This window comes from Brachybacterium sp. YJGR34 (assembly GCF_003347015.1).
In the GTDB taxonomy this organism is placed as follows: domain Bacteria; phylum Actinomycetota; class Actinomycetes; order Actinomycetales; family Dermabacteraceae; genus Brachybacterium.
This window is the reverse complement of record NZ_PNFB01000015.1, coordinates 39,091-61,096: the sequence shown is the minus strand read 5'-3', so window position 1 is coordinate 61,096 and position 22,006 is coordinate 39,091. Positions and strand designations below refer to the sequence as shown.

The following is a 22,006-nucleotide window of genomic DNA, read 5'->3' as shown; positions in this document are numbered from 1 at the left end:
CCTCGTACACTGTCCGCCGTGCCCGAGACCCCGCCCCGCCCCACCGCACCCGTCCGCCCCGCCTCCTCCGCCGCCCCCGTCCCGCACAGCGCACAGCGCCTCGGGATCGTGGGAGCCGGACAGCTGGCGCGCATGATGCTCGGCCCCGCCACCGAGCTGGGCCTGACCGCGACCGTGCTCGCCACCGACCCCGCCGAGAGCGCCGCGGACGTCGCCGCCCGGGTGCGGATCGGCCGGCACGACGACGAGGACGCCGTGCGCGGCCTCGCCGGCGAGGTCGAGGTGCTCACCTTCGACCACGAGCACGTCCCCACCGCCCACCTCGAGCGTCTCGAGGAGGAGGGCGAGGTCGCCGTCCGGCCCGGCCCGGCGGCGCTCGTCCACGCCCAGGACAAGCTGATCATGCGCGAGCGGCTCACCGCCCTCGGCCACCCCTGCCCCCGCTGGTGGCGGATCGGGTCCGCGGCGGACCTCGCGGCCGCGCTCGAGGGGGCCGGCGGCCGCCTCGTGGTGAAGACCCCGCGAGGCGGCTACGACGCTCACGGGGTGCGGGTCATCGCGCGCGCCGAGGAGGCCGCGGACTGGCTCGACGCGCACGGCGAGCTGCTCGCCGAGGAGCTCGTGCCCTTCACCCGCGAGCTCTCCGCCCAGGTGGCCCGCCGCCCCGGCGGCGAGGCCGTCGCCTATCCCGTCGTGCAGTCGGTCCAGAAGGACGGCGTCTGCTACGAGGTCGTCGCCCCCGCGCCGGGGCTCGACGACGCCGCGCAGCAGGAGATCCAGCAGCTCGCCCTCGCGATCGCCGAGGACCTCGGGGTGACGGGGATGCTCGCCGTGGAGCTGTTCGAGCTCCCGGGCGGCGAGGTCCGCGTCAACGAGCTCGCGATGCGTCCCCACAACACCGGCCACTGGTCGATGGACGGCGCCCGCACCGGACAGTTCGAGCAGCACCTGCGCGCCGCCGCGGATCTGCCGCTGGGATCGACCGCGCCGCTGGCACCGGCCGCCGTGATGGTCAACCTCCTGGGCGGCGCCGCCGAGGACCTCGCCCCGGGCACCGCGGCCGCGCTGGCCGCGGATCCCGAGCTCAAGGTCCACCTCTACGGCAAGTCCGTCCGGCCGGGCCGGAAGATCGGCCACGTCACCCTCCTCGGCGAGGACCCCGCCGAGCTGCTCGAGCGCGCGCACCGCGCCGAGCGCCTGATCATCGACGGGCCGGAGCGGCCCGCCGGCCCCGCGACCGAGGAGAAGCGATGACCCCCGCCCCCGAGACCGCGCCCCGCCCCCTGGTGGGCATCGTCATGGGCTCCGACTCCGACCACCCCGTCATGGAGGCCGCCGAGCAGGCGCTCGCCGAGTTCGGCATCCCGGCCTCGGTCGAGGTGGTCTCCGCCCATCGCATGCCCGAGGACATGGTCGCCTGGGGCCGCGGAGCCGCGGACCGCGGGCTGCGGGTCGTCATCGCCGGCGCCGGCGGCGCCGCCCATCTGCCCGGCATGCTCGCCGCCCTCACGCCGCTGCCCGTGATCGGGGTGCCCGTGCCGCTGAAGCACCTCGACGGGATGGACTCCCTGCTCTCCATCGTGCAGATGCCCGCCGGGGTGCCGGTGGCGACCGTGTCCATCGGCGGCGCCCGCAACGCGGGCCTGCTCGCCGCCCGCATCCTCGCCGCCGGGGGCGACGAGGAGGCGGAGCGCCTGCGCGAGCGGATGACCGCCTTCCAGACCGAGCTGCGGGAGGTCGCCCTGGCCAAGGGGGAGAGGCTCCGCGCCGCACGATGACGACCGCGTCGAGCCCGGCAGGCGTCCCGGCGACCGGCGGCCGCCTCGCCTGGCTCGACCTGGCCCGGGCGATGTCGATCGTCCTGGTGGTCGTCTACCACGTCGGGGTCTCCGGCGGTGCCGAGCTGCTGGGGGAGGGGCCCGCCGCGACCTGGTGGCGCGAGGCCAACCTCGCGCTGATCCCCCTGCGCATGCCGCTGTTCTTCCTGGTCGCAGGGGTGCTCGCGGCCGGCGCGCTGCAGCGTCCCTGGTCCCGGGTGCTCCGCCCGCGGATCCTCGACCTGCTGTGGCCCTACGTGCTGTGGAGCCTGCTGTTCGCGGCCACGGGGTGGCCGCGCTACGCCCCGGACGACCCGTCCGGATTCCTCCGCGGCGAGATCACGGGGATGGCCGTGATCGGCTCGCCCTACTGGTTCATCGCCGCGCTGCCGGTCTTCTTCGTCCTCTCCCGCCTGCTGCGGCGGCACCGGGGCGCGGCACTCGCCCTGGCGCTGCTCGCCTACGCCGCCGCCCCCTGGCTGCAGCGCGTCCTCGAGGCGGCCGAGGCGCCGCGCGACCTGGTCTACGGGATCTTCCAGCTCACCGACAACGCCCTCTGGTACGTGCTGGGCTGGGCCCTGCACGAGGGCATCCGCGCGGCCGGCCGGCGCCCCCGCCCGCTGACGGGTCTCGCGCTGGCCCTGTGCTTCGGCGCGCTCGCGGCGAGCACGCTGCGCCCCGAGCTGCCCCTGCCGCTGCTGCGGAGCATCGAGCTCGGCGCCAGCCTCACCGGGATCGGGGCCTGCATCGCCCTGCTGCCTCTGCTGGCGCGCTGGGCACCGCTCGCGCGGCTGGGCGGCTACCTCGGCAGCCGCACCCTGGTCATCTACCTCGTCCATCCGATCGTGCTGAACCTCGTGGTGGTCCTGTGGCGGCGGGGCGACCTCGCGGGAGCCACCGACGGCACGGCCGCGGACCTCCTCCTGGTCCCGGCCCTGAGCATCCTCGCGATCGGCGCCGCCCTCGTCGTCGACGCGGTGCTCGCCCGGACCGGCCCGGCATGGCTGCTCGCCGCGCCCGGCGGCCGCCGGGCCCGGCCCGGGGGCGAGATGCCTAACAGTGCCCGTCCGTCGGGCGGACCTCCCGGGCAGGTGTGATCCTGCACGGTATCGTCGTGGGCATGAGCGGAACCCCTGCCTACCGGGTCGCCCCGGGGGCCGACATCTCGGACGACGCGACGATCGGCGACGGCAGCTCCGTCTGGCATCTCGCCCAGGTGCGCGAGGGCGCCGAGCTCGGCGAGGACTGCATCGTCGGCCGCGGCGCGTACATCGGCAGCGGGGTGCGGATGGGACGAGGCTGCAAGGTCCAGAACCACGCCCTGGTCTACGAGCCCGCGGTCCTCGCCGACGGCGTCTTCGTCGGCCCCGCGGCCGTCTTCACCAACGACCACTTCCCCCGGGCGGTGAACCCCGACCTGAGCCCGAAATCGGCCTCCGACTGGGAGCCGGTGGGGGTGACCTGCGAGACCGGAGCCTCGATCGGCGCCCGGGCCGTGTGCGTGGCCCCGGTGACGATCGGTGCCTGGGCGATGGTCGCCGCCGGCGCCACCGTGGTCAAGGACGTGCCCCCGCACGCGCTCGTGGCCGGGGTGCCCGCCCGGCGGATCGCCTGGGTGGGCCGCGCCGGCTCGCCGCTGGTCGAGGCCGCGGACGGCACCGACGCCTGGGTCTGCCCCAGCACCGGGGAGTGGTACATCCCCGACGAGACCTCGGGAGGCCTCCAGCTCGCCTCCTCGCCCCTGGCCGATGCACCGCGCCCGGCCGCCCTCCACGACCCGGACGAACAGGACGGAATCCCCGCATGACTGATGAGCTGACCATGATCCCCCCGGCGAAGCCGCTCATCGGCCAGGAGGAGCGGGACGCCGTCGATCGCGTCCTCGCCTCCGGGATGGTGGCGCAGGGCCCCGAGGTCGCGGCGTTCGAGCAGGAGTTCTCCGCGGCGCTCGCCGGCGGCCGCGAGGTGGTGGCCGTGAACTCGGGCACCTCGGGGCAGCACCTGGGCATGCTCGCGCTGGGCCTGGGGCCCGGCGACGAGGTCATCGTGCCCTCCTTCACCTTCGCGGCGACCGCGAACTCGGTCGCCGTCTGCGGCGGGACCCCGGTGTTCGTCGACGTGGACCCGGAGACCTTCACCCTGGACCCGGCGGCCGTCGAGGCCGCCGTCACCGAGCGCACGGTGGGGATCCAGCCCGTGCACCTTTACGGGCATCCCGCGCCGCTGGATCAGCTCCTCGAGATCGCGGCGCGCCACGGCCTGTGGGTGTTCGAGGACGCCGCCCAGGCGCACGGCGCCACCTGGGACGGGGCACAGGTGGGCACCGTCGGCGAGGCCGGGATGTACTCGCTGTACCCGACCAAGAACATGACCTCCGGCGAGGGCGGCATGGTCTCCTGCGCGAGCTCCGCGACCGCCCGCCAGGTGCGCCTGCTGCGCAACCAGGGCATGGAGACGCAGTACGCGAACGAGGTCGCCGGCTTCAACAACCGCATGACCGACATCCACGCGGCGATCGGTCGGGTGCAGCTGCGCAAGCTCGCCGGCTGGACCGCCCGCCGCCAGGACAACGCTGCCTTCTTCGACGCCCATCTGCGCGGCGTGATCACCCCCGTGGTCCGGGAACGGGCCACGCACGTCTACCACCAGTACACGATCCGGATCGAGGGCGCCTCCGCCGCGGAGCGCGACGCCTTCGCCACTGCGCTGCGGGAGGAGCACGGGGTCGGCTCCGGCGTGTACTACCCCACGCCCGTGCACCGGCTGGAGACCTTCCGGACCGCACAGGACCTCCCGGTCACCGAGATGCTCGCGCGCGAGGTGCTCTCGCTGCCGGTGCATCCCAGCGTGAGCGACGAGGACCGCGAGAGGATCGTCCACGCCGTGAACACGGTGGCGTCGGCGGGAGCGGGAGCATGAGCGCGACGCTGCGGGCCGGACTGATCGGGCTGGGCATGATGGGCCGCCATCATGCCCGCAACCTCCAGGCCCTGGAGGGGGTGGACCTGGTCGCCGTCGCCGATGCCCACGGCGACCCCCACGGCGCCGCGCCGGGCTACGACATCCTGCCGGACGTTGAGGCGCTCATCGCCGCCCGCGTCGACTACGTGGTGGTCGCCGTGCCCACGCAGTTCCACCGCGACGTGGCGATGCGGCTCGCCGAGGCCGGGGTGCACACCCTGGTCGAGAAGCCGCTCGCCTTCGACATCGGCGAGGCCGAGGAGATCACGGCGACGTTCGAGCGGGCCGGCCTGGTGGGCGCGGTGGGCTACATCGAGCGGTACAACCCGGCGCTGCAGGAGATGCGCCGTCGCATCGCCGACGGCCAGCTGGGAGAGATCTACCAGATCGTCACCCGCCGCCAGGGCGGCTTCCCGGCCCGGATCGCGGACGTGGGCGTGGTCAAGGACCTCGCCACCCACGACCTCGATCTGACCGCCTGGGTCGCGCAGTCCCCCTACGCGCAGGTCGGCGCCGTCTCCACGCGCCGCTCCGGCCGCGAGGACGAGGACATGGTCTCGATCGCCGGGCGGCTCGAGGACGGCACCATCACCAACCACCTGGTCAACTGGCTCTCTCCCTTCAAGGAGCGGGTCACGGTCGTCACGGGGGAGGAGGGCGCTCTGGTGGGAGACACCATCAACGCCGATCTCACCTTCCACTCCAACGGCGAGGCGCAGACCAACGTGTGGGAGTCGATGGCCTCCTTCCGCGGGGTCAGCGAGGGGGACTCGATCCGCTACTCCCTGCAGCGCAAGGAGCCCCTGGCCACCGAGCACGAGGCCTTCCGGGACGCCGTCCGCGGCGAGGGGGCGAACATCGTGACGATGCGCGAGGGCCTGCACACCGTGCGCACGGTCGAGGCGGTGCTGGAGAGCGCCCGCCGCGACGCCGTCGTGCAGATCGGCACGGGTGATGCCTGACCTGGGGGACCTGATGCAGCGCGCCATCGTCGCCGGGTCGAGAGCTGCACGGCATCTCCCCGGCGGCGTGGGCGGCATGGGCGTCTACTTCTGGTCCCAGCACCTGATCGCGGAGGACCCGCTCACCGCGCCCTGGCGCGAGGGCGTCGACGTCCTGCTCGACCGTGCCGACGCGGCGCTGCGCCGGGGGCGGGTGGACGCGGCGCTGCGGTGGTTCGACAAGGCGCTGCGCCTCAGCTACCACGGATCGCTGCACCAGGCGGGCACCTCGCCGCTGGCCGCCGATCCGGACCAGTTCCTGCGCGCGGTGCGGAGGTCGGCCATCGGGGGCGTCATGCTCCCCGAGGAACCGCCGGCGCTCCCCGAGCCCGCGCGCCCCGCGCCGCGCGAACGCGGCGAGGGACCCGTGCGCCTCCTGGTGATCGCCCAGGAGAACTGGACGTTCATCCGGCCCGTGCTGGATGCGCTCACCGCGCGCGGTGTCGAGGTCCGCACCGTGGACGTCGACGAGCTCGCCGCCCCCGGATTCGCGGACCGCGACCGGATCCTGCGGGCGCGCCACGACGCGCTCCGGGGAGGGGAGCTGCTGCCCACGCCCCCGGAGCTCGTCGACGGCTACGAGTGGGCCGACGTCGTGCTCGTGGAATGGGCCCACCACGTGCTGACCTGGGTGACCCTGCTGGATCGGGCCCCGCGCCACCTGGCCGTCCGCCTGCACCGCTTCGAGGCGTTCACCCCCTTCCCGCTGCTCACGGACACCTCCCGCATCGACGGGCTGCTGTACGTCTCGCCCCCGGTGCGCACCATGCTGTGCCGCATCGTGCCCTCCTACCTGCAGGTCCCCTCCCAGCAGGTCGGGAACCTGCTCACCCGTGGGCTCGGGCCCGAGCCGTCCGGGCAGCGCGATGCGCATCTGCTGGTGCAGGTCGGCTGGCTGCGCGAGATCAAGGACGTCCTGTTCAGCCTCGACGTGCTCGAGCGCCTGCGCGAGCACGACGAGCGCTACCGGCTGCGGCTGATCGGCCCCGCCCTGCCGGCGGCACCGAGCACCGACACCCCCTATCAGCGGCGGGTGCGCGCCCGCCTGGCCGCCGTCGCCCCCGAGGCGGTGGAGATCCTGGGACGGCGGGAGGACGTGCCGGCCCTGCTGGCCGAGGCCGGGGTCATCCTCTCCAGCTCCCGGCACGAGGGGACCCACGAGTCGATCATGGAGGGCATGGCCGCCGGCTGCGCCGCGGTCGTGCGCGACTGGCCGGAGACGGCCGCGTACGGCGGGGCCGCCACGGTCTACGACGCCCGCTGGGTGGTCGCGGATCGGGACGCCGCCGTCGACCGGATCCTGGAGCTGGCCGATCCCGCCGCGCTGCGCGAGGCCTCGCGGGCCGCCCGCGCCTTCGCCGTCGAGCAACGTGACCCGGAGCGGGTCCTCGCCGGGTACGCCCAGGGCCTCGAGCTCGGGGGAACTCGCCGGTGAGCGGCGGGGTGACCCGCCCGCCCCGTGGAGGGCGGGACGGGTGAGCACGCTCCTGCCGGTCCTCCTCTCCTGGGCCCTGCTGGCCGGGCCCGGATTCCTCCTCCTCGTCCTCGCCGAGGTGCGCATGCCGGTGCGCTGGGGCATCGCCCCCGTCATCACCGTGGTGCTCGCGACGGTCCTGGGTGCCGTGCTGCACGTGCTGGGGCTGCGCTGGTCCGTGGGGACGGTGATCATCGGCCTGCTGCTGGCGGTGCTCGGCGTGCTCGGCGCGAAGCTGCTGCTGGTCTCGTGGCGCGGACGCCGCCGCGGAAGGCACCTGCGAGGCCAGGGCGGAGCCCGGCCCCCGAGCGTGCTGCCGCAGCTCGTGAGCGTCGGAGGGTCCGGTGCGCGCCGATCACGCCCCGTCGCCGCGGCCGTCACCGGCTGCGCCCTGCTCATGGGTCTGTTCACGGTGGCATCCGCCGCGCGGCGGATGGGAGGGATCGACACCCTCAACGGCAGCTACGACTCCTTCTTCCATCTCTCCGCGAACGCCTTCATCCGCGCCGACGGCGACGCCTTCCCGCTGACGGCGCTCCAGGACATCTACGGCGAACCCACCTACTACCCGGTCACCTTCGACGCGCTCGGCGCGCTGCTGCCCTGGGACCCGGTCACCTCCTCCAACGCCCTGATGCTCGCGTGCCTCGCGGCGCTGCCCGCGGCCGTCGCCGCGATGGTCGCCGCGCTGGTGACCGACCGGGTGCGCGGACCGGTGCTGGCCCTGTGCGCGGCGGGGGCGAGCACGCTGTTCCTCAGCACGGCCGCCATGGGACTCGTGATGGGACTGTGGCCCATCGTCCTGGGCACCGTCTGCCTGCCCCCGGCGGTCGCGGCCGTGCTGCGCCTGGGCGACCGCGCCGCCCGACGGCGCCGGCCGGAGGTGCTCCTCGCCGTGGTCCTCGTGGCCGGAGCGGCCCTCGCCCACCCCTCCGTGCTCTTCTCCGCCGCCGTGGTGGGCGGCAGCGTCCTGATCGGCCACGGGATCGTGGACCTGCAGCGGGGACTGCGGCGCCGCGGCCTCGTGCTGCTGCTGGTCGCCGCTCTCGCGGCGGGGGTGTACCTCCTGGGCTCCATGGTGACCCTCGCCGGCATGGACCTCACGCGCCCGAGCGGGCTCGGCGCGGGCGAGCTGCTGAGGCAGATCCTCACCGACACGCCGCGCATCCCCGCGCTGGCCGATCCCTTCTGGCCGCTGGCGACCGTCTGGCTGCTCGCGCTCCTCGGCGGCGTCCTCGCCGTCCGACGGCGCGAGCCGGTCATGGTCTCCGCCCTCGTGGCCCTGGGGGCGACCATCGTCCTCGGCATGGCGACCGACCTGCCGGGAACGATCGCGACCGCCCTGGTCAATCCCTGGTACGGTGCGCGCGAGCGCATCGCCCCGCTGATGATGTGCGTGCTGGTGCTGCTGATGGCACGAGGGCTCGGCACCCTCATGACCGAGCGGACCCGCCTGCTGCGGGTCGGCGCGATCACCGCGACCGCCCTGCTGTGGATCACGATCGTCCTCGGCCTCGTGGTGCCCGGCCGGCTGCCGCTGCTGGGGTCGCTCGCCTACACCGCCTACGGTGTCCAGCTCTCCCCGTACGTCACGCCGGAGGAGCGGGAGTTCATCGAACGGACGGCGCAGGAGCTGCCCGAGGACGCCGTGGTGCTCGCCGACCCGCGGGACGGGGCGACCCTGTACTGGTCGCTCGGCGGGGTCCGCACCGTCTACCCGACCATGGCGCGGCCGATCACCGAGGACCAGCGCCTCATCGGTCGCTACGTCGCCGAGCCGGACGACCGCGGCCGGGTGTGCGAGGCGCTCGAGAGACAGCAGCCCACGCACCTCTACGTCGATTCCTCGGCGTACTCGGGGCGGAGCCTGGACCCGGAGGCCTCGGAGCCCTGGGCCGGAGTCCATCGTGTCCCTGACCACCTGCTGACACCGGTGGACGAGGACGGGCCGTACGCTCTGTACGAGTTCACCCCGCCCTGCTGAGAGCGCAGGACGCAGAACACACCCACCAGGGGCCCTCGGAAGGCCCGGAGAAGGAGACCACCGGTGAAGCAGACGATCAGGATCGTGGGACGCACGCTGTCCGTGCTGCCCAGGAGCTCTCGTCGATTCCTGGTGACCTTCGGGGTGGTGATGAGCCTGCTCGCCCTCCTCGATGTGGTCGCCCTGGGCGCGATCGCCGTGGTCATCCCCGGGCTCATGGACACCGGCAGCCCGGTGACCATCCCGATCGTGGGGTGGCAGCTGCAGTCCTTCGAAGAGATGATGTGGCTGGTCGGGGTGTTCGTGGTCCTGATCATCGTCAAGAGCTTCCTGAATCTGCTAACGATCCGCATCGCCACCCAGCGCTTCGCCCAGCACGAGGTCACGATCGGGCAGACCCTGTTCCGCTCGTACATGTCGGCCTCCTGGGTCGATCGCACCTCGAAGTCCACGCAGGAGATCATCCGCATGGTCGACTCCGGCGTCGCCGCCGTGGTGGCCAACGTGCTGATGCCCTCGATGACGGTCGTCGCCGAGTTCGCGACGATCTCGGTGATCGGCATCGGCCTGCTGATCGTGGACTGGAAGACGGCCGTGGCGACCTTCGTCTACCTGGGGCTGATCGCCCTGCTGCTCTCGCGCGTGGTGAGCCCCCTGGCCGTCACCAACGGCGCGGTCAACCGCGACAACTCCATCGCCGTCGTGCGCCTGCTGGGCGAGGTCCTCGCCGCGCTCAAGGAGCTCACGCTCAAGGGGAACGAGCAGCAGGTCGAGGAGATCGTCGCCGATCGTCGCGCCTCGGCCGCTCGCACGCGCGCCTTCGCCCAGTACTACAACCAGATGCCGCGCTTCGTGCTGGACGCGGGGCTGGTGGGCGGCTTCGTGGTCGTCGGCGGCGCCGGATACCTGGGCGGCATGGCCTCCGGCGACGGCCCGACCGCGGCGATGACCTCGGTGGCGCTGTTCGCCGTGGCCGGGTTCCGCCTGGTGCCCTCGCTGACCCGCTTCCAGTCCACCCAGAACCGGATCCTCACGAACGCCGCCTTCGCGGACTACATCATCGACGACATCGAGTTCGCCCGCGGGGCCGTGCAGCGCCGGGACGCCCCCGACACCGGCTCCCTCCGCTCCGGCCTGCACGACATCGTCCTCGAGGACGTCAGCTTCACCTACCCCGAGCGCGAGGAGCCGGCCGTCGACGGCGTCTCGCTGCGCATCCCGGCGGGATCCTCGGTCGCCTTCGTCGGCAGCTCCGGTGCCGGCAAGTCCACGCTCGTGGACCTGCTGCTGGGCCTGCTGACGCCGAGCTCCGGGCGGATCCTCATCGATGACGTCGACATGACCACGGTGCTGCGCCAGTGGCGCTCCTCGGTGGGCTACGTCCCCCAGGAGGTCTCGCTGTTCGACGTGACCGTCGGCGAGAACGTGGCGCTGACCTGGAACCCGGAGGAGGTCGACGAGCACCGTGTGCGCGCCGCCCTGGACCGGGCGCAGATGCTCGAGGTGATCGAGGCGCGTCCCGAGGGCCTCCACGGCCGGCTCGGGGAGCGCGGGATGACCCTCTCCGGCGGACAGCGCCAGCGCATGGGCATCGCCCGCGGCCTGTACACGGAGCCGTCCGTGCTGGTGATGGACGAGGCCACCAGCGCCCTGGACACCAAGACCGAGGCCGCCGTCACCGAGGCGATCCGCGGGCTGGGCGAGGAGGTCACCACCATCACCATCGCCCACCGCCTGGCGACCATCCAGCACGCCGACATCGTGTTCTACATGAGCGAGGGCACCGTCGCCGCCGCCGGGACCTTCGACGAGGTGGTCGCCTCCGTGCCGGCCTTCGCCGAGCAGGCCGCCCTGGCCGGGCTCACCGGTGAGCGGACCATCGACCTCCCGCACCCGCCCACCGCGCACGCCTCCGAGCAGCGCGCCGCTGACCCCGTCGAGGGGGAGGAGTCCTGATGCCGACCATGCTCTTCCACGCCCCGTATCCGCTGCGCGGACGGGACACGGGCTCCGGGGTGCGTCCCGCGAAGATGCGCGACGCCTTCGAGGACGCCGGGTACGACGTCGTCGAGGTGACCGGCCGCGGCCGCGAGCGGGCCGCCGCGCTGCACCGTCTCCGCCGCGCCCTGCGCGACGGCCTCGAGCTGGACTTCGCCTACGGCGAGAACTCCACGATGCCGACGCTGCTCACCGAGCCGCACCACCTGCCCACCCACCCTGTCGTGGACCTCTCGCTGCTGCGCCTGCTGCGCCGGCACGAGGTGCCCACGGGCATGTTCTATCGCGACGTGTACTGGCGCTTCCCCGCCTACCGCGAGGACGTGGGATCGCTGATCGCCGTCGGGACCACCACGCTGTACACCGCGGAGCTGGTCGCCTACCGCGGGCTGGATCGCGTCTACCTGCCGTCGGAGAAGATGGCCTCCTTCGTCCCCTGGATCCGCGAGGAGCAGGTGTCCGCGCTGCCGCCCGGCGGGGCGATCCACGACAGCCGCCGCGACGAGCACGGGGAGCTGACCCTGCTGTACGTCGGCAACGTCTCCGAGTACTACCGCATGCACCATCTGTTCGAGGCGGTCACGGCGACCGACGGCGTCCGCCTGATCTTCTGCACTCCCGAGGAGGCCTGGAGCGCCGTCCGCGACGAGTACCCCCAGGCGGAGACCTGCGCGGACCGGATCGAGATCGTCCACGCCCGCGGGCCGGAGCTGCTGCCTCTGTTCCGGCGCGCGCACCTGTGCCTGCTGACGGTGGAGCCGGCCACGTACCGGGACTTCGCCGCGCCGGTGAAGCTCTTCGAGTACATCGGGCACGGCAAGCCGGTCATCGCCACCTCGGGCACCCACGCGGGCGATCTCGTGGAGTCCCTGGGTGCCGGTCGTCGGGTCGACTACGGCGCCGAGGCGATCTCCGGCGCGCTGGCCGCGCTCCGCGACGACCGGACGGCGCTGCGGGACCTCACCGATCGGGTGTGCACGGTGCGCGAGCAGCAGACCTGGACGGCGCGGGCGGAGCAGGTCGCGGCCGATCTGAGCGCACTCTCCCGCTGACGGCGAGGGGCCGCCGACGCCGCAGGCCGTCGGCGGCCCCGACGCCGTGGGGCGGTCGCCCTCAGGCGCGCGCGGCGAGCGTGGCGACCGCGCGCACCCAGGCCCCGCTCTGCTGCTCGGCGGACAGCGCCCGGGCGTGCCGGTCCGAGGAGCTCTTGGCCGCCGCGACCGCCGCGGGGGAGAGCCCGCGGAGGGTCTCGGCGAGATCCTCGGCCGCGAAGCCCGCCGTGACCGCGCCGAGCTGGTTCTCCTCGACCAGGGAGCGCATCTCGGGCGTGGGGGAGACCACGAGCGCGAGCCGCGCCTGCACGAAGTCGAACACCTTGTTGGGCAGGGCGTTGGCGAGGTTGAAGGTCGTGGGCGGGCACACGAAGATGCCGACGTCGTAGTCGTTGAGGACGGCGTGCAGCTCGTCGTAGGGGACGGCGTCGTGGACGCGCACGCGTCCCGCCGGCAGCTCCTCGGCCATCGCCCGCAGCCGGTCGACGTAGCCGGGATCGCTGGGCACCAGGTAGAGGTCCAGCGTCGCGTCGATGTCGGTCTCCCGCATCGCGTCGATCATGAGGTCCAGGCGCCGTGAGGGCATCGCCCCACCGGAGTGGACCAGGCGCAGCGCCTCCCGGGTCGGCACGGGGGAGAGCTCCTGGTACGGCGCGGCATTGGTCACCACCTCGGCGCGGATCCCGAACTCCCGCTCGTACTCGCGCGCCAGCCCGTGCCCGACGGTCGTCACGGAGTCCGCGCGGGTGACGTAGGTGCGGCAGATCCATCGCAGGTACGGCGCCACGCCGAGCCGCCAGGCCAGGCGGTCCTCCTTCTGCCGCGGCGCGTACTCGTGGAGGTCCGCGTGCACGCCGCCGCGGGGCCGCAGGGAGAGCGCCAGGGGCACGGTGTCCACGTCATCGGCCAGGACCACGTCGGTGCGCGGCAGGCCCTGCGCGCACACCCAGGCGACGACCTCCTGCTCCCAGTAGGTGCGCCGGAACCGCCGGGTGAGGGCGAGGCTCTTGTCCAGCCGCCACTGCTTGAGCTCCGAGGGGATCTGGAGATGCTGCGCCGATCCTTCGGGCGTGGGGCCGTAGCCGCAGGTCACGACGCGGTAGTCGGCGGAGAGCATCCGCACCTGCTTGAGCACCCGGGCATCCCGGGAGATGTCGGAGAAGGACAGGATCAGCAGCGAGGGACGGTCCGGGGCGCCGTCGCCCGCGGCGGCCGACGCGCCGAGGTCCTCCGCGCCGGGCTCCCGCGCGGGATGGACGGGGAAGTGCGGACCGCTGGAGAGGGCCAGCTGCAGGCTCCGCGCGTAGCCCGCGCCCACGGCCGGGGTGGAGAAGCTCTCGCCGATGGTGTCCGCGATCTCCTGCGCGGGCAGGTCCCGGGTGCGACGGTCGACCTCGAGGATCGCCGCCGTGTAGGCCTCCGACGACTGCTCGTCCACGAGCGCCCCGATGCGGGGTTGGACGTACTCGCCCTGGCCGCCGGTGCTGCCCAGGACCACGGGACGTCCCGCGACGATGGCCTCCGCGGCGGAGACGAAGAAGTTGTCGGCCCGGGTGGGACCGAAGAACAGATCGGCACGACCGAGGGCGGCGCGCACCTCCTCGGCGTCGACCGAGCCCGGCAGGGTGAGCCGCTCGGCCACCCCGAGATCGGCGGCGCGGCGCAGGGTCTCCTCCCGCAGCGGGCCGTCGCCCAGCCATTCCAGATGCGCGTCGGTCCCCTCGGCGACGAGGCGGGCCAGCACGTCCACGGCCAGCAGCGGGTCCTTGCGGGGGATGAGGCCGCCGGTGGAGACCAGGCGCAGGGCGCCGTCGCGCCGGTCGCGGCGGGGCACCAGCTCGCCGGGGTCCACGATGCAGGGCACGATGTCCGTGGGCCGCTGACCGCGCACCTCGCGGATCGGACGGGCGAGGAACTCGCAGACCGCGGTGACGCGATCGGGCAGGGCCAGGAGCCGGGACAGGGCCGGCAGGCCCCGCCGTGCGGGGGCGGGGAGGGTCTCCGGGGTGGTCAGGGCGGACCAGTGCTCGGTGTGGACCCACGGGGCGCGGGGACGGCGGATCGCGAGCGGGAGCAGCGCGGAGAAGGCCATCGAGTGGACCACGTCGGCTCCCTCGAGGGCGCGGGGGAGCCGGCGGGCGACGCGCAGCACCTGATCGGGTCGCCGCGGATCCATCGGCAGGCGCAGGACGTCGATGCCCTGATGAACGACGCGCCGGGTGCCGTCGTCGTCGGCCGGGGGCACCAGATGGATCAGCCGCACCTGCGCATGGCGGGCGATCGCCAGGGCGTCCCGCACCACGAAGGAGCCGCGGGCGGGCGCGACCTCGGTCGGGAACCAGGTGGTGACGATGGTGACCTGCATCAGCGCTCCACCTCCCGGTCCTCGAGCAGCCGGCGGTACATCGCGAGCATCTCCTCCGTCTCCCGCTCCCAGGTCAGCATCGGGGCCACCGCGCGGGCACGCTCGCGATAGGCGTCGGGATCCTCGAGGATCTCGCGCAGGGCCGCGGCGAGGTCCTCTGGGCTGGACCCCTCGAACACGGCGCCCACCCCCAGCTCCTCGACGACCTGGCGCATGTCCGGGAGGTCGGCCGCGGCGATCGGCAGCCCGGCGCGGATCGACTCGAAGAGCTTGTTGGGCAGCGCGTAGCGGTAGGAGAGGCAGATGGGGCGGACATGGACCACGGCCACGTCGCCGTCGGCGAGGGAGCGCGAGACGTCCTCCGGAGCGACCGCGCCGACGAGGTGGACGCGGTCGGCGACCCCCTGGCGCCGGGCCTCGGAGCGCACGGCCTCCAGCGCGGCCTCCTCGCCGTATCCCAGCAGGACGAAGTGCACGGACGGATCGAGGTGCGGCAGCGCCGCGATGGTCTCCTCGATCCCGCGTGCCGTGGTGATGCGGCCGCCGTAGGCGATGACGCGATCGGTCGCCGACAGTCCCGCGCGGGCGCGCAGCACCCCCGTCGCGCGGTCGGGGAGCTCGTCGGCCACCGGCACGTTGCGGACCAGCACGGGCGCGTCCTCGAGGCGGTAGGCCCTCTGCAGCCAGTCGGCGATCGAGGGGGAGACGGTGATCACTCCGTCGGCCCGTCGGACACCGACGGCCTCGGTGAGCCGCTCGACGAGGGGCGCCAGCAGGCGGTCGGAGCGGACGTTGCGGTGCCGCCACAGCTCGTGGGAGTCGTAGACGATCGCGATCGGTCGGCGCGAGAGCGCGCGGATGAGCATCGCGGGGACCAGCGTGTTGGCATCGTTGGCGTGGATGACATCGGGGGCGAAGCCGGTGCCCGCGCGCGTCGCGTTGACCCAGTACGTCCCCAGCGAGACCGTGCGATAGGCGCGCTCGCCGAGTCCCCGCAGAGCGCGCAGGGCCCGGCCCTTCGCCGCGGCGGGGGCGGAGGTCCCGCTCGGGCTCGGCGGCACCGATGCGGGGAGGGCGGGCGGCGGGGAGTCGGGATCGATCCCGGGATCGCCGCTGATGAGCCGGCGCCACATCGGGGCGAGGGCGGGCAGGATCCGCTCGATCGCGAACTCCGGCACCCGCTCGAGCAGGAGGTTCTCTCCCAGGGTCGTGACCTCGGCCATGCGGCCCCGCTCGCGGCGCTCGACGGCGATGATCCGGACCTCGTAGCCCTCGTCCCGCAGGGACGCGGACTCCTTGAGGACCCGTGAATCGTTCGCGCAGTCGTTGTACACGAGCACGGCCACCCGCGAGCCATCGCCTGACGTCATCCATGGTCCGTTCCCGAGCCCGGCGCGGTGTGCCGCACGCCGGTCCTCGACTGTCTGGTGGTGTGCCGCACGGTGCAGACCGTTGGCTATTGTGGAGCACGCTCACTGTACCCGTGCTCCGGCCGGCACGTCCGGAACCCTGCCGGACCCTGAGGAGGAGAACCTGACGTGAAGATCCTGTCCGTCGTGGGCGCGCGCCCGCAGTTCGTCAAGCTCGCCGCGATCGCCGATGCGGCCGCCCAGCGCGACGACGTCGAGCACATCATCGTCCACACCGGACAGCATTACGACGCCGCCATGAGCGACGTCTTCTTCGCGGATCTGCGGATCCCCGCCCCCGACGTCAACCTTTCCGTCGGCTCCGGCTCCCACGGCCGCCAGACCGGCGCGATGCTCGCCGGCATGGACGAGGTGCTCGAGGAGCACCGGCCGGACTGGACCCTCGTCTACGGCGACACCAACTCCACCCTCGCCGGCACCCTGTCCGCGGTGAAGATGCACCTCAAGGTCGCCCATCTCGAGGCCGGGCTGCGCTCCTTCAATCGCCGCATGCCCGAGGAGCACAACCGCGTCCTCACCGACCACGCCGCCGACCTCCTCCTGGCCCCCACCGAGGTGGCCCGCGAGCACCTGGCCGCCGAGGGCCTCGCCGACCGCACCCTGGTCACCGGTGACGTGATGACCGACGTGTGCCTGCGGGTGGCCGCCTCCGTCGCCCAGAGCGCACCGTCCCTGCCCGAGGGTATCGACCCCTCGGCCCCCTATGCCGTGGCCACCATCCACCGCGCCGACAACACCGACGAGCCCGAGCGCCTGCGCGCGATCGTCGACTCCCTCCAGGCGCTCGAGATCCCGCTGGCCCTGTTCGCCCATCCCCGCCTGGTCGCCAAGGCGCAGGACGCCGGCATCGAGCTCGCCGGCGGCGCGGTCCACGTCGGCCAGCCGGTCGCCTACCCCGAGCTGGTGGGCGCCGTCCAGCACGCCGCCGCGGTCGTCACCGACTCCGGCGGCCTGCAGAAGGAGGCGTACCTGCTGGGCACCCCGTGCTCCACCGTGCGCACCGAGACCGAATGGGTCGAGACCCTCGAGAACGACTGGAACCGCCTGGTCGCCGACCCCGCGGAGCTCACCGCCGCGGTCAGCCGGCCGGCGCCCACGGCACAGCGGCCCGACCACTACGGCGACGGACGCGCCGCCCTGCGCAGCGTCGACGCGCTCCGCGAGCGCGCCTGATGCGCCCGCGCTCCCGGGCCCGTTCCCGCACCCTGCGCCGAGCGGAGCGGCCGCCGCACGTGGTCGTCGCGACCCGCGTGTACGCGCCCGAGCCGGTCGCCGCGGCCTTCCGTCAGGAGGCTCTGGTCCTCGCTCTCGAGCGGGCGGGTGCGGAGGTCACGGTGCTCACCACCACCGCGCCGGGCGCCGGCCGGGTGCGCTCGCGGGCGCGGAAGGTCTCCCGCTGGCCGGTCAAGCGCGACCACCAGGGCCAGGTCCGCGGCTACGTCTCCTACCTGAGCTTCGACCTGCCGCTCGCCCTGCGCCTGCTGCTGCAGCGACGGATGGACGCTCTCGTGCTCGAGCCCCCGCCCACCACCGGCATGGTGGGGATGGTCGCCGCCGCGGTGCGCCGGGCGCCCTACACCTTCTACGCCGCGGACGTCTGGTCCGATGCGGCCGGCAGCGTCGAGGGGGTCCCGTCCCCGGTCATCTCCGCGGTGCGCTGGGCCGAGACCACGGTGTGGAAGCGTGCGGCGCGCGTGCTGACGATCTCCCCGGGCGTGCAGCATCGTCTCGAGCAGCTCATCGGGGCCCGGCCGCAGCTGGCGATGGTGGGCAACGGCATCGACACCGAGACCTTCACGCCGCAGGGACCGGACGCGGGGGAGAGCGGCCCGTACTTCGTGTACGCGGGGACGGTCTCCGAGTGGCAGGGGGCGGGGGTGTTCCTCGAGGCCTTCTCCCGGGTCCACCGGGAGCATCCCGAGGCGCGGCTGCTGTTCTTCTCCGAGGGCAGCGGTCGGGACGAGCTCGAGGAGCGGGTCCGCGCCGAGGGCATCGAGGGCGTCGAGTTCCGCGACAAGATCCCGCCGGCGCAGGTGGCCGCCCATCTGCGCGGTGCGCTCGCCGGGCTCTCCTCGATCACCCCGGGGCAGGGCTACGAGTTCGCGCTGCCCACGAAGATCTACGCCGCCACGGCGACCGGCACGCCCGTCATCCACGCCGGCGAGGGCGCGGCCCATGACCGGATCCGGGACAACCAGCTCGGCTGGGCCTGCGACTACGATGCCGAGCAGGTCGCCGCCGCGATGCTCGCCGCGATCGCGGGGACCTCGGCCCCCGATCCGGAGCGGACCCGCGCCTGGACCCTCGAGAACGCCTCCCTCGCCGGCTGCGCCGCCCAGGCGGCCGAGCAGGTGCTGGGGTCCCTGCGGCGCTGAGCCCGCGCCGCCGCCCGGTCAGAGGATCTCGCGCAGTCCCGGGACCCGCTTGCCGAGCAGGGCGATGGCGAAGGAGACCGTGGTGACCACGGCGATCAGCGCGAGCACCGCGAGCACCGAGGTCTCCGGGAATCCGAGCCCGCGCAGCGGGATGAGGATCGCGAAGTGCACCAGGAACACGCCGAAGGTGGCGTCGCCGAGAGTGCGCAGGACGCCCTCGGCCTGTGTCCCGACCCTCCAGCTCTTCCCGAGTCCCATCAGGGCGATCACCAGCGCCAGCGACAGCAGCATGACGAAGGGGCTGACGTAGGTGGGCAGCAGGACCTGCCCCGGGGGAGCGTCGGTGACGCGCGAGAGGTACGCCCAGACCGTCAGCGCTGTCAGGACGGGGACGGCCGCCAGCAGCAGCGCGAGGGCGCCGCGCCGCCCGACGGGGGCGGCCCAGGCCGCCCGGCCCAGGACGTAGTAGCCGATGAACGGCAGGAAGTAGGTCAGCGCTCCGAGCTGGAGCGGGACCACGGCCTCCCCGAGCAGCCCCTCGGTCAGGGGTGGCACCGCCATCACCGCGAGCGCCCAGCCCGCGGCGACGGCGCCCGTGGTCCAGGCCCGTCGCGCCGAGTCGCCGACATAGGTCGCGATCACGGGCGTGATCACGGTCAGCCCGATGATCAGCGGCAGGAAGTACAGATGGGGGTAGGTGTCCGCGGTGATCAGGTCCAGGACCTCCTGGCGCGGATCGGGTTCCTCGGCGGGGAGCCAGATGTTCATGATCAGCAGGTAGAAGGCGGTCCACACCACGGTGGCCGGGAGCAGGCGGCGCAAGCGCCGTCCCAGGAAGCGGCCCGAGCCGTGCCGCATCGCGGCCGGTGCCAGGTTCAGCGCCCCGGAGATCATGATGAAGGCGGGCACCGTGGTGGCCAGCAGCGAGCGCAGGACATGAATCGGCACGGCCGCCTCGGTCGCCAGGTGATCGGCGATCACGTGGACGGTGACGACGCCGATGACGGCGACGATCCGCAGCACGTCCAGGAGCGGGGAGTAGCGGCGGGTCCGCACAGCGGGAGGTGCCGTCCGCGCGGCGTGATCACCGAGGGGATCGGCCGGCGCGGTGGTGCGGGCGGGGGCGTGGGCGTCGTCAGTGGGGGTCATAGCTCCCGTCTCCCGGGTCGCAGTCGATCTGGATCATCCGCGAATGGTCGGTGTGGAACAGGACGGTGCCGAGGTCCGTCCCCGCGTAGTTCACGGAATCGGAGGTCTTGTGACGGTTGTACGGCTGGATCTCCTGGTAGACGTACCAGATGCCGTTCTCCTCGAGGAGGCGGCAGGAGGCGGGGTCGGTCGCGGCATCCTCGGTGGCGTAGATGAGGTCGCGGTCCAGATCGGAGTACGCCATCCCGGCGACCTTCAACCGCACGTCCTGCCCGAACATCGCGTACAGGTGCGCGGCGCCGGAGAACGGGCTGGCCAGCACGGTGCCGTCGGGATCCATCGCGGGGACCTCCTGCTCGAAGAGCTCCCGCTCCTCGGCCTGGAGGAAGCGACCGCGGCCCGGGTAGTCCGGGGCCAGGTTCTTCGCGGCGTTGTCGCTGCGCGCGGGGATCGAGGCGAGGCCCGCGACGACCGCGGCGGCCACCAGGACCGCCACCACCGGGGAGGCGAGGCGCCGGCGCCGTCCTTCGCGAGGGTCCCGCCCGAGGCCGCGCAGCAGCTGCGACCAGGCACGCAGGCCCGGGACCACGAGCACCGCGGACAGCATCGCCAGCGGCACCGCGACGCGGTCCTGGCCGCGGTAGTACAGGGCCGAGAGGTTCAGCGGGGAGTCCAGGGCCGCATCGAGATAGATCACGGTCATGACCAGCCAGGCGATGCCCAGCCAGCGCAGGGCGGAGGAGCGCAGCGCGACGATCAGGCCGGGCCACCAGAGCACCGCGAGCACCACGCCGAGCGCCATCGGCCACACCGTGAGCAGACCCAGGGCGACCTCGCCGAGTGCGAGCCACCAGGACACCTCCAGCCCACCGTTGAAGCCCGTGACCTGGGAGCCCAGCGGTGTGTAGGAGAGCAGGGCGACCGGCAGCAGGGCCAGCACGGGCACGGCGATCAGGGCGGGGTGCGCCCGCCAGGAGGTGGCGCCGGTGACCGCGGTGAGCACCGTGAGCAGGATCAGGGCGGTGACCGCGACGTTGGGATGCAGGAGGCCCAGCCCCACTCCGGCCAGGCCCACCGCCGCCAGGGCGGCCAGTGAGGTCGAGAAGCGCCCCGCCGGGACGGGTCCTTCTCCGACGCGGTCGGAGGACGAGCGGGCCGGGTCCTTCAGCAGCGCTCCCCACAGGGCGGCTGCGCCGGCGAGTGCGCCGGTCATCGCCGCGAAGCCGGTGAGATTGGGGATCGGCGAGAGGTGGATCCACAGGTCCAGGGGAGCGGCGGGGATCAGCGCCGCCGCTGTCGCCGCGGCGAAGGGCGCCCAGGGGATCGCGGGGAGCACGGCCCGGGCCAGCAGGGCGGCGCCCAGCACCCAGGGGACCACGGCGAGAGCGAGGACGGCGCCGTTGAGCAGCACGGGGGTCGTGCCCCACGGGGTCAGCGTCGCCAGGGCGTGGAAGGCGGCGGGGTAGAAGGAGGTCTCCCCGGTGGTGGTCGCGACCGCGCCGAGGTGGAGGCTCGAGGCGTCCCCGCCCTCCCGGATCCATTCCAGCGCCGAGAGGTGGTAGAGGGTGTCCCAGCGCTCGAGGATCGCATCGGGCCGGCCGGCCTGCTGCGCGATCGGCAGCACGGCGATGGCGAGGGCGCCCGTCAGCCAGAGCGGTGCGAGCGGAACGGCGCGCGACGGGGCGAGCGGGCCGTCGAGCACTGTGGCGGGCAGGCGCAGCCCGACCCGGCGCAGCCCCCAGCACGCCGCGATCAGCACCGCCGCGCCGAGCGCGAAGGGCAGCAGCGACCAGCGCAGGCCGATCATCGCCGCGGCGACGGCACCCATCCCGCCGATCGCCGCGCCGAGCGCCGGGGCGAGGGCGAGGGCGAGCAGGGGGGAGCCTCCGAGCATCCGCACGGCGGCGTACCCGGGCAGGTACGCCGCCGCGAGGACGACGAGGATCGCGAGGAGCAGGACGAGCAGGGAGATCATCCCTCGTGGGCGCGCAGAGACCTCTCGCGGTAGTCCACCGCGTGCTCCGCCTCGTCCAGGGCCAGTCGGCGTGCCAGGTAGGTGGTCCGCTTCTCGGCGGCCTTCGTGCGGGCCTCCTGCAGCGCGAGGAAGCCCAGCAGGACCAGCACCGTCGCGTACAGCAGCAGGTCCGCTCCGCGGCCCACGCCCACCAGGTTCGCGACCCGTGAGAGCACCCCGGGGAAGAGGACCGTCAGCACGGCGAACACCGCGAAGGCGATGACCAGCAGACGGCGCACCGCGAGCTGCTTGGCGCCGCGCTTGGCGAACAGCCAGCCGATGATCGCCACGATGCCCAGCACCAGCAGGAGCTGGATGATGAACGTGCGGCTGCCCACCCCGAGGGCGGGGCCCAGGGCGAGGATCAGGTCCGGGGCGCCCATCGG

17 protein-coding genes are annotated in these 22,006 nt (G+C 73.6%); 12 read left to right on the top strand and 5 right to left on the bottom strand.

All coding sequences use genetic code 11. The features are described from left to right. Nucleotides 1-18 precede the first annotated feature (18 nt). From CXH06_RS12880 to CXH06_RS12835, 10 genes are all read left to right on the top strand, one after another. Complete coding sequence (locus CXH06_RS12880; RefSeq protein WP_114855603.1) at nt 19-1,254, top strand: 5-(carboxyamino)imidazole ribonucleotide synthase; 1,236 nt, start codon at nt 19-21, stop codon at nt 1,252-1,254. Next, on the top strand, nt 1,251-1,778 hold the full coding sequence (purE, locus tag CXH06_RS12875; RefSeq protein WP_114855602.1) for a 5-(carboxyamino)imidazole ribonucleotide mutase: 528 nt from the start codon (nt 1,251-1,253) through the stop codon (nt 1,776-1,778). Before CXH06_RS12880 ends, purE begins: the two co-directional genes overlap by 4 nt. Next, entirely contained in the window at nt 1,775-2,914 is a 1,140-nt protein-coding gene (locus CXH06_RS12870) for an acyltransferase (protein ID WP_114855601.1), read from the top strand. Before purE ends, CXH06_RS12870 begins: the two co-directional genes overlap by 4 nt. A gap of 23 nt (nt 2,915-2,937) precedes the next feature. Beyond that, nucleotides 2,938-3,624, top strand: a complete 687-nt coding sequence (locus CXH06_RS12865; protein WP_114855639.1) for an acyltransferase — start codon at nt 2,938-2,940, stop codon at nt 3,622-3,624. Further along, the gene (locus CXH06_RS12860; protein WP_114855600.1) at nt 3,621-4,736 is read left to right on the top strand and encodes a DegT/DnrJ/EryC1/StrS aminotransferase family protein; all 1,116 of its coding nucleotides are present in this window, start codon (nt 3,621-3,623) and stop codon (nt 4,734-4,736) included. The genes CXH06_RS12865 and CXH06_RS12860 overlap by 4 nt, the downstream gene beginning before the upstream one ends. Continuing rightward, nucleotides 4,733-5,740: a Gfo/Idh/MocA family protein gene (locus CXH06_RS12855; RefSeq protein WP_114855599.1), complete on the top strand. Its 1,008-nt coding sequence runs from the start codon at nt 4,733-4,735 to the stop codon at nt 5,738-5,740. The genes CXH06_RS12860 and CXH06_RS12855 overlap by 4 nt, the downstream gene beginning before the upstream one ends. Continuing rightward, a complete protein-coding gene (locus CXH06_RS12850; RefSeq protein WP_157975732.1) occupies nt 5,733-7,214 on the top strand; it encodes a glycosyltransferase family 4 protein in 1,482 nt (493 codons plus the stop codon). The genes CXH06_RS12855 and CXH06_RS12850 overlap by 8 nt, the downstream gene beginning before the upstream one ends. 40 nt (nt 7,215-7,254) lie before the next feature. Next, nucleotides 7,255-9,237 (top strand): DUF6541 family protein, encoded by a 1,983-nt coding sequence (locus CXH06_RS12845; RefSeq protein WP_114855597.1) that lies wholly within the window; start codon nt 7,255-7,257, stop codon nt 9,235-9,237. 63 nt (nt 9,238-9,300) lie between these two features. Continuing rightward, entirely contained in the window at nt 9,301-11,193 is a 1,893-nt protein-coding gene (locus CXH06_RS12840; protein WP_114855596.1) for an ABC transporter ATP-binding protein, read from the top strand. Next, nucleotides 11,193-12,287 carry a glycosyltransferase gene (locus CXH06_RS12835; protein ID WP_114855595.1) on the top strand — a complete coding sequence of 365 codons (1,095 nt, stop codon included), beginning with the start codon at nt 11,193-11,195 and terminating at the stop codon, nt 12,285-12,287. The genes CXH06_RS12840 and CXH06_RS12835 overlap by 1 nt, the downstream gene beginning before the upstream one ends. A gap of 61 nt (nt 12,288-12,348) precedes the next feature. Here CXH06_RS12835 and CXH06_RS18445 read toward each other — a convergent pair whose 3' ends face one another. Together CXH06_RS18445 and CXH06_RS12820 are read right to left on the bottom strand one after the other, a co-directional pair. Further along, the gene (locus CXH06_RS18445) at nt 12,349-14,652 is read right to left on the bottom strand and encodes a glycosyltransferase (protein WP_198684069.1); all 2,304 of its coding nucleotides are present in this window, start codon (nt 14,650-14,652) and stop codon (nt 12,349-12,351) included. After that, the gene (locus CXH06_RS12820; RefSeq protein ID WP_114855594.1) at nt 14,652-16,022 is read right to left on the bottom strand and encodes a glycosyltransferase; all 1,371 of its coding nucleotides are present in this window, start codon (nt 16,020-16,022) and stop codon (nt 14,652-14,654) included. The genes CXH06_RS18445 and CXH06_RS12820 overlap by 1 nt, the downstream gene beginning before the upstream one ends. 168 nt (nt 16,023-16,190) lie before the next feature. Here CXH06_RS12820 and wecB point away from each other — a divergent pair, with 168 nt between their 5' ends. Together wecB and CXH06_RS12810 are read left to right on the top strand one after the other, a co-directional pair. Continuing rightward, nucleotides 16,191-17,255 carry a non-hydrolyzing UDP-N-acetylglucosamine 2-epimerase gene (wecB, locus tag CXH06_RS12815; protein WP_114855593.1) on the top strand — a complete coding sequence of 355 codons (1,065 nt, stop codon included), beginning with the start codon at nt 16,191-16,193 and terminating at the stop codon, nt 17,253-17,255. After that, complete coding sequence (locus CXH06_RS12810; RefSeq protein WP_114855592.1) at nt 17,255-18,457, top strand: glycosyltransferase; 1,203 nt, start codon at nt 17,255-17,257, stop codon at nt 18,455-18,457. Before wecB ends, CXH06_RS12810 begins: the two co-directional genes overlap by 1 nt. Nucleotides 18,458-18,475: 18 nt before the next feature. On the opposite strand, the gene CXH06_RS12805 is transcribed toward CXH06_RS12810, so the two are convergent. Genes CXH06_RS12805 through CXH06_RS12795 form a run of 3 tightly spaced genes read right to left on the bottom strand, consistent with a single transcriptional unit; the run spans nt 18,476 to nt 22,003 of the window. Beyond that, nucleotides 18,476-19,606 carry an acyltransferase gene (locus CXH06_RS12805; protein WP_114855591.1) on the bottom strand — a complete coding sequence of 377 codons (1,131 nt, stop codon included), beginning with the start codon at nt 19,604-19,606 and terminating at the stop codon, nt 18,476-18,478. Continuing rightward, a complete protein-coding gene (locus tag CXH06_RS12800) occupies nt 19,593-21,581 on the bottom strand; it encodes a DUF6541 family protein (protein ID WP_114855590.1) in 1,989 nt (662 codons plus the stop codon). The genes CXH06_RS12805 and CXH06_RS12800 overlap by 14 nt, the downstream gene beginning before the upstream one ends. Then, a complete protein-coding gene (locus CXH06_RS12795; protein WP_114855589.1) occupies nt 21,578-22,003 on the bottom strand; it encodes a DUF2304 domain-containing protein in 426 nt (141 codons plus the stop codon). Before CXH06_RS12795 ends, CXH06_RS12800 begins: the two co-directional genes overlap by 4 nt. Between the last annotated feature and the right edge of the window lie 3 nt (nt 22,004-22,006).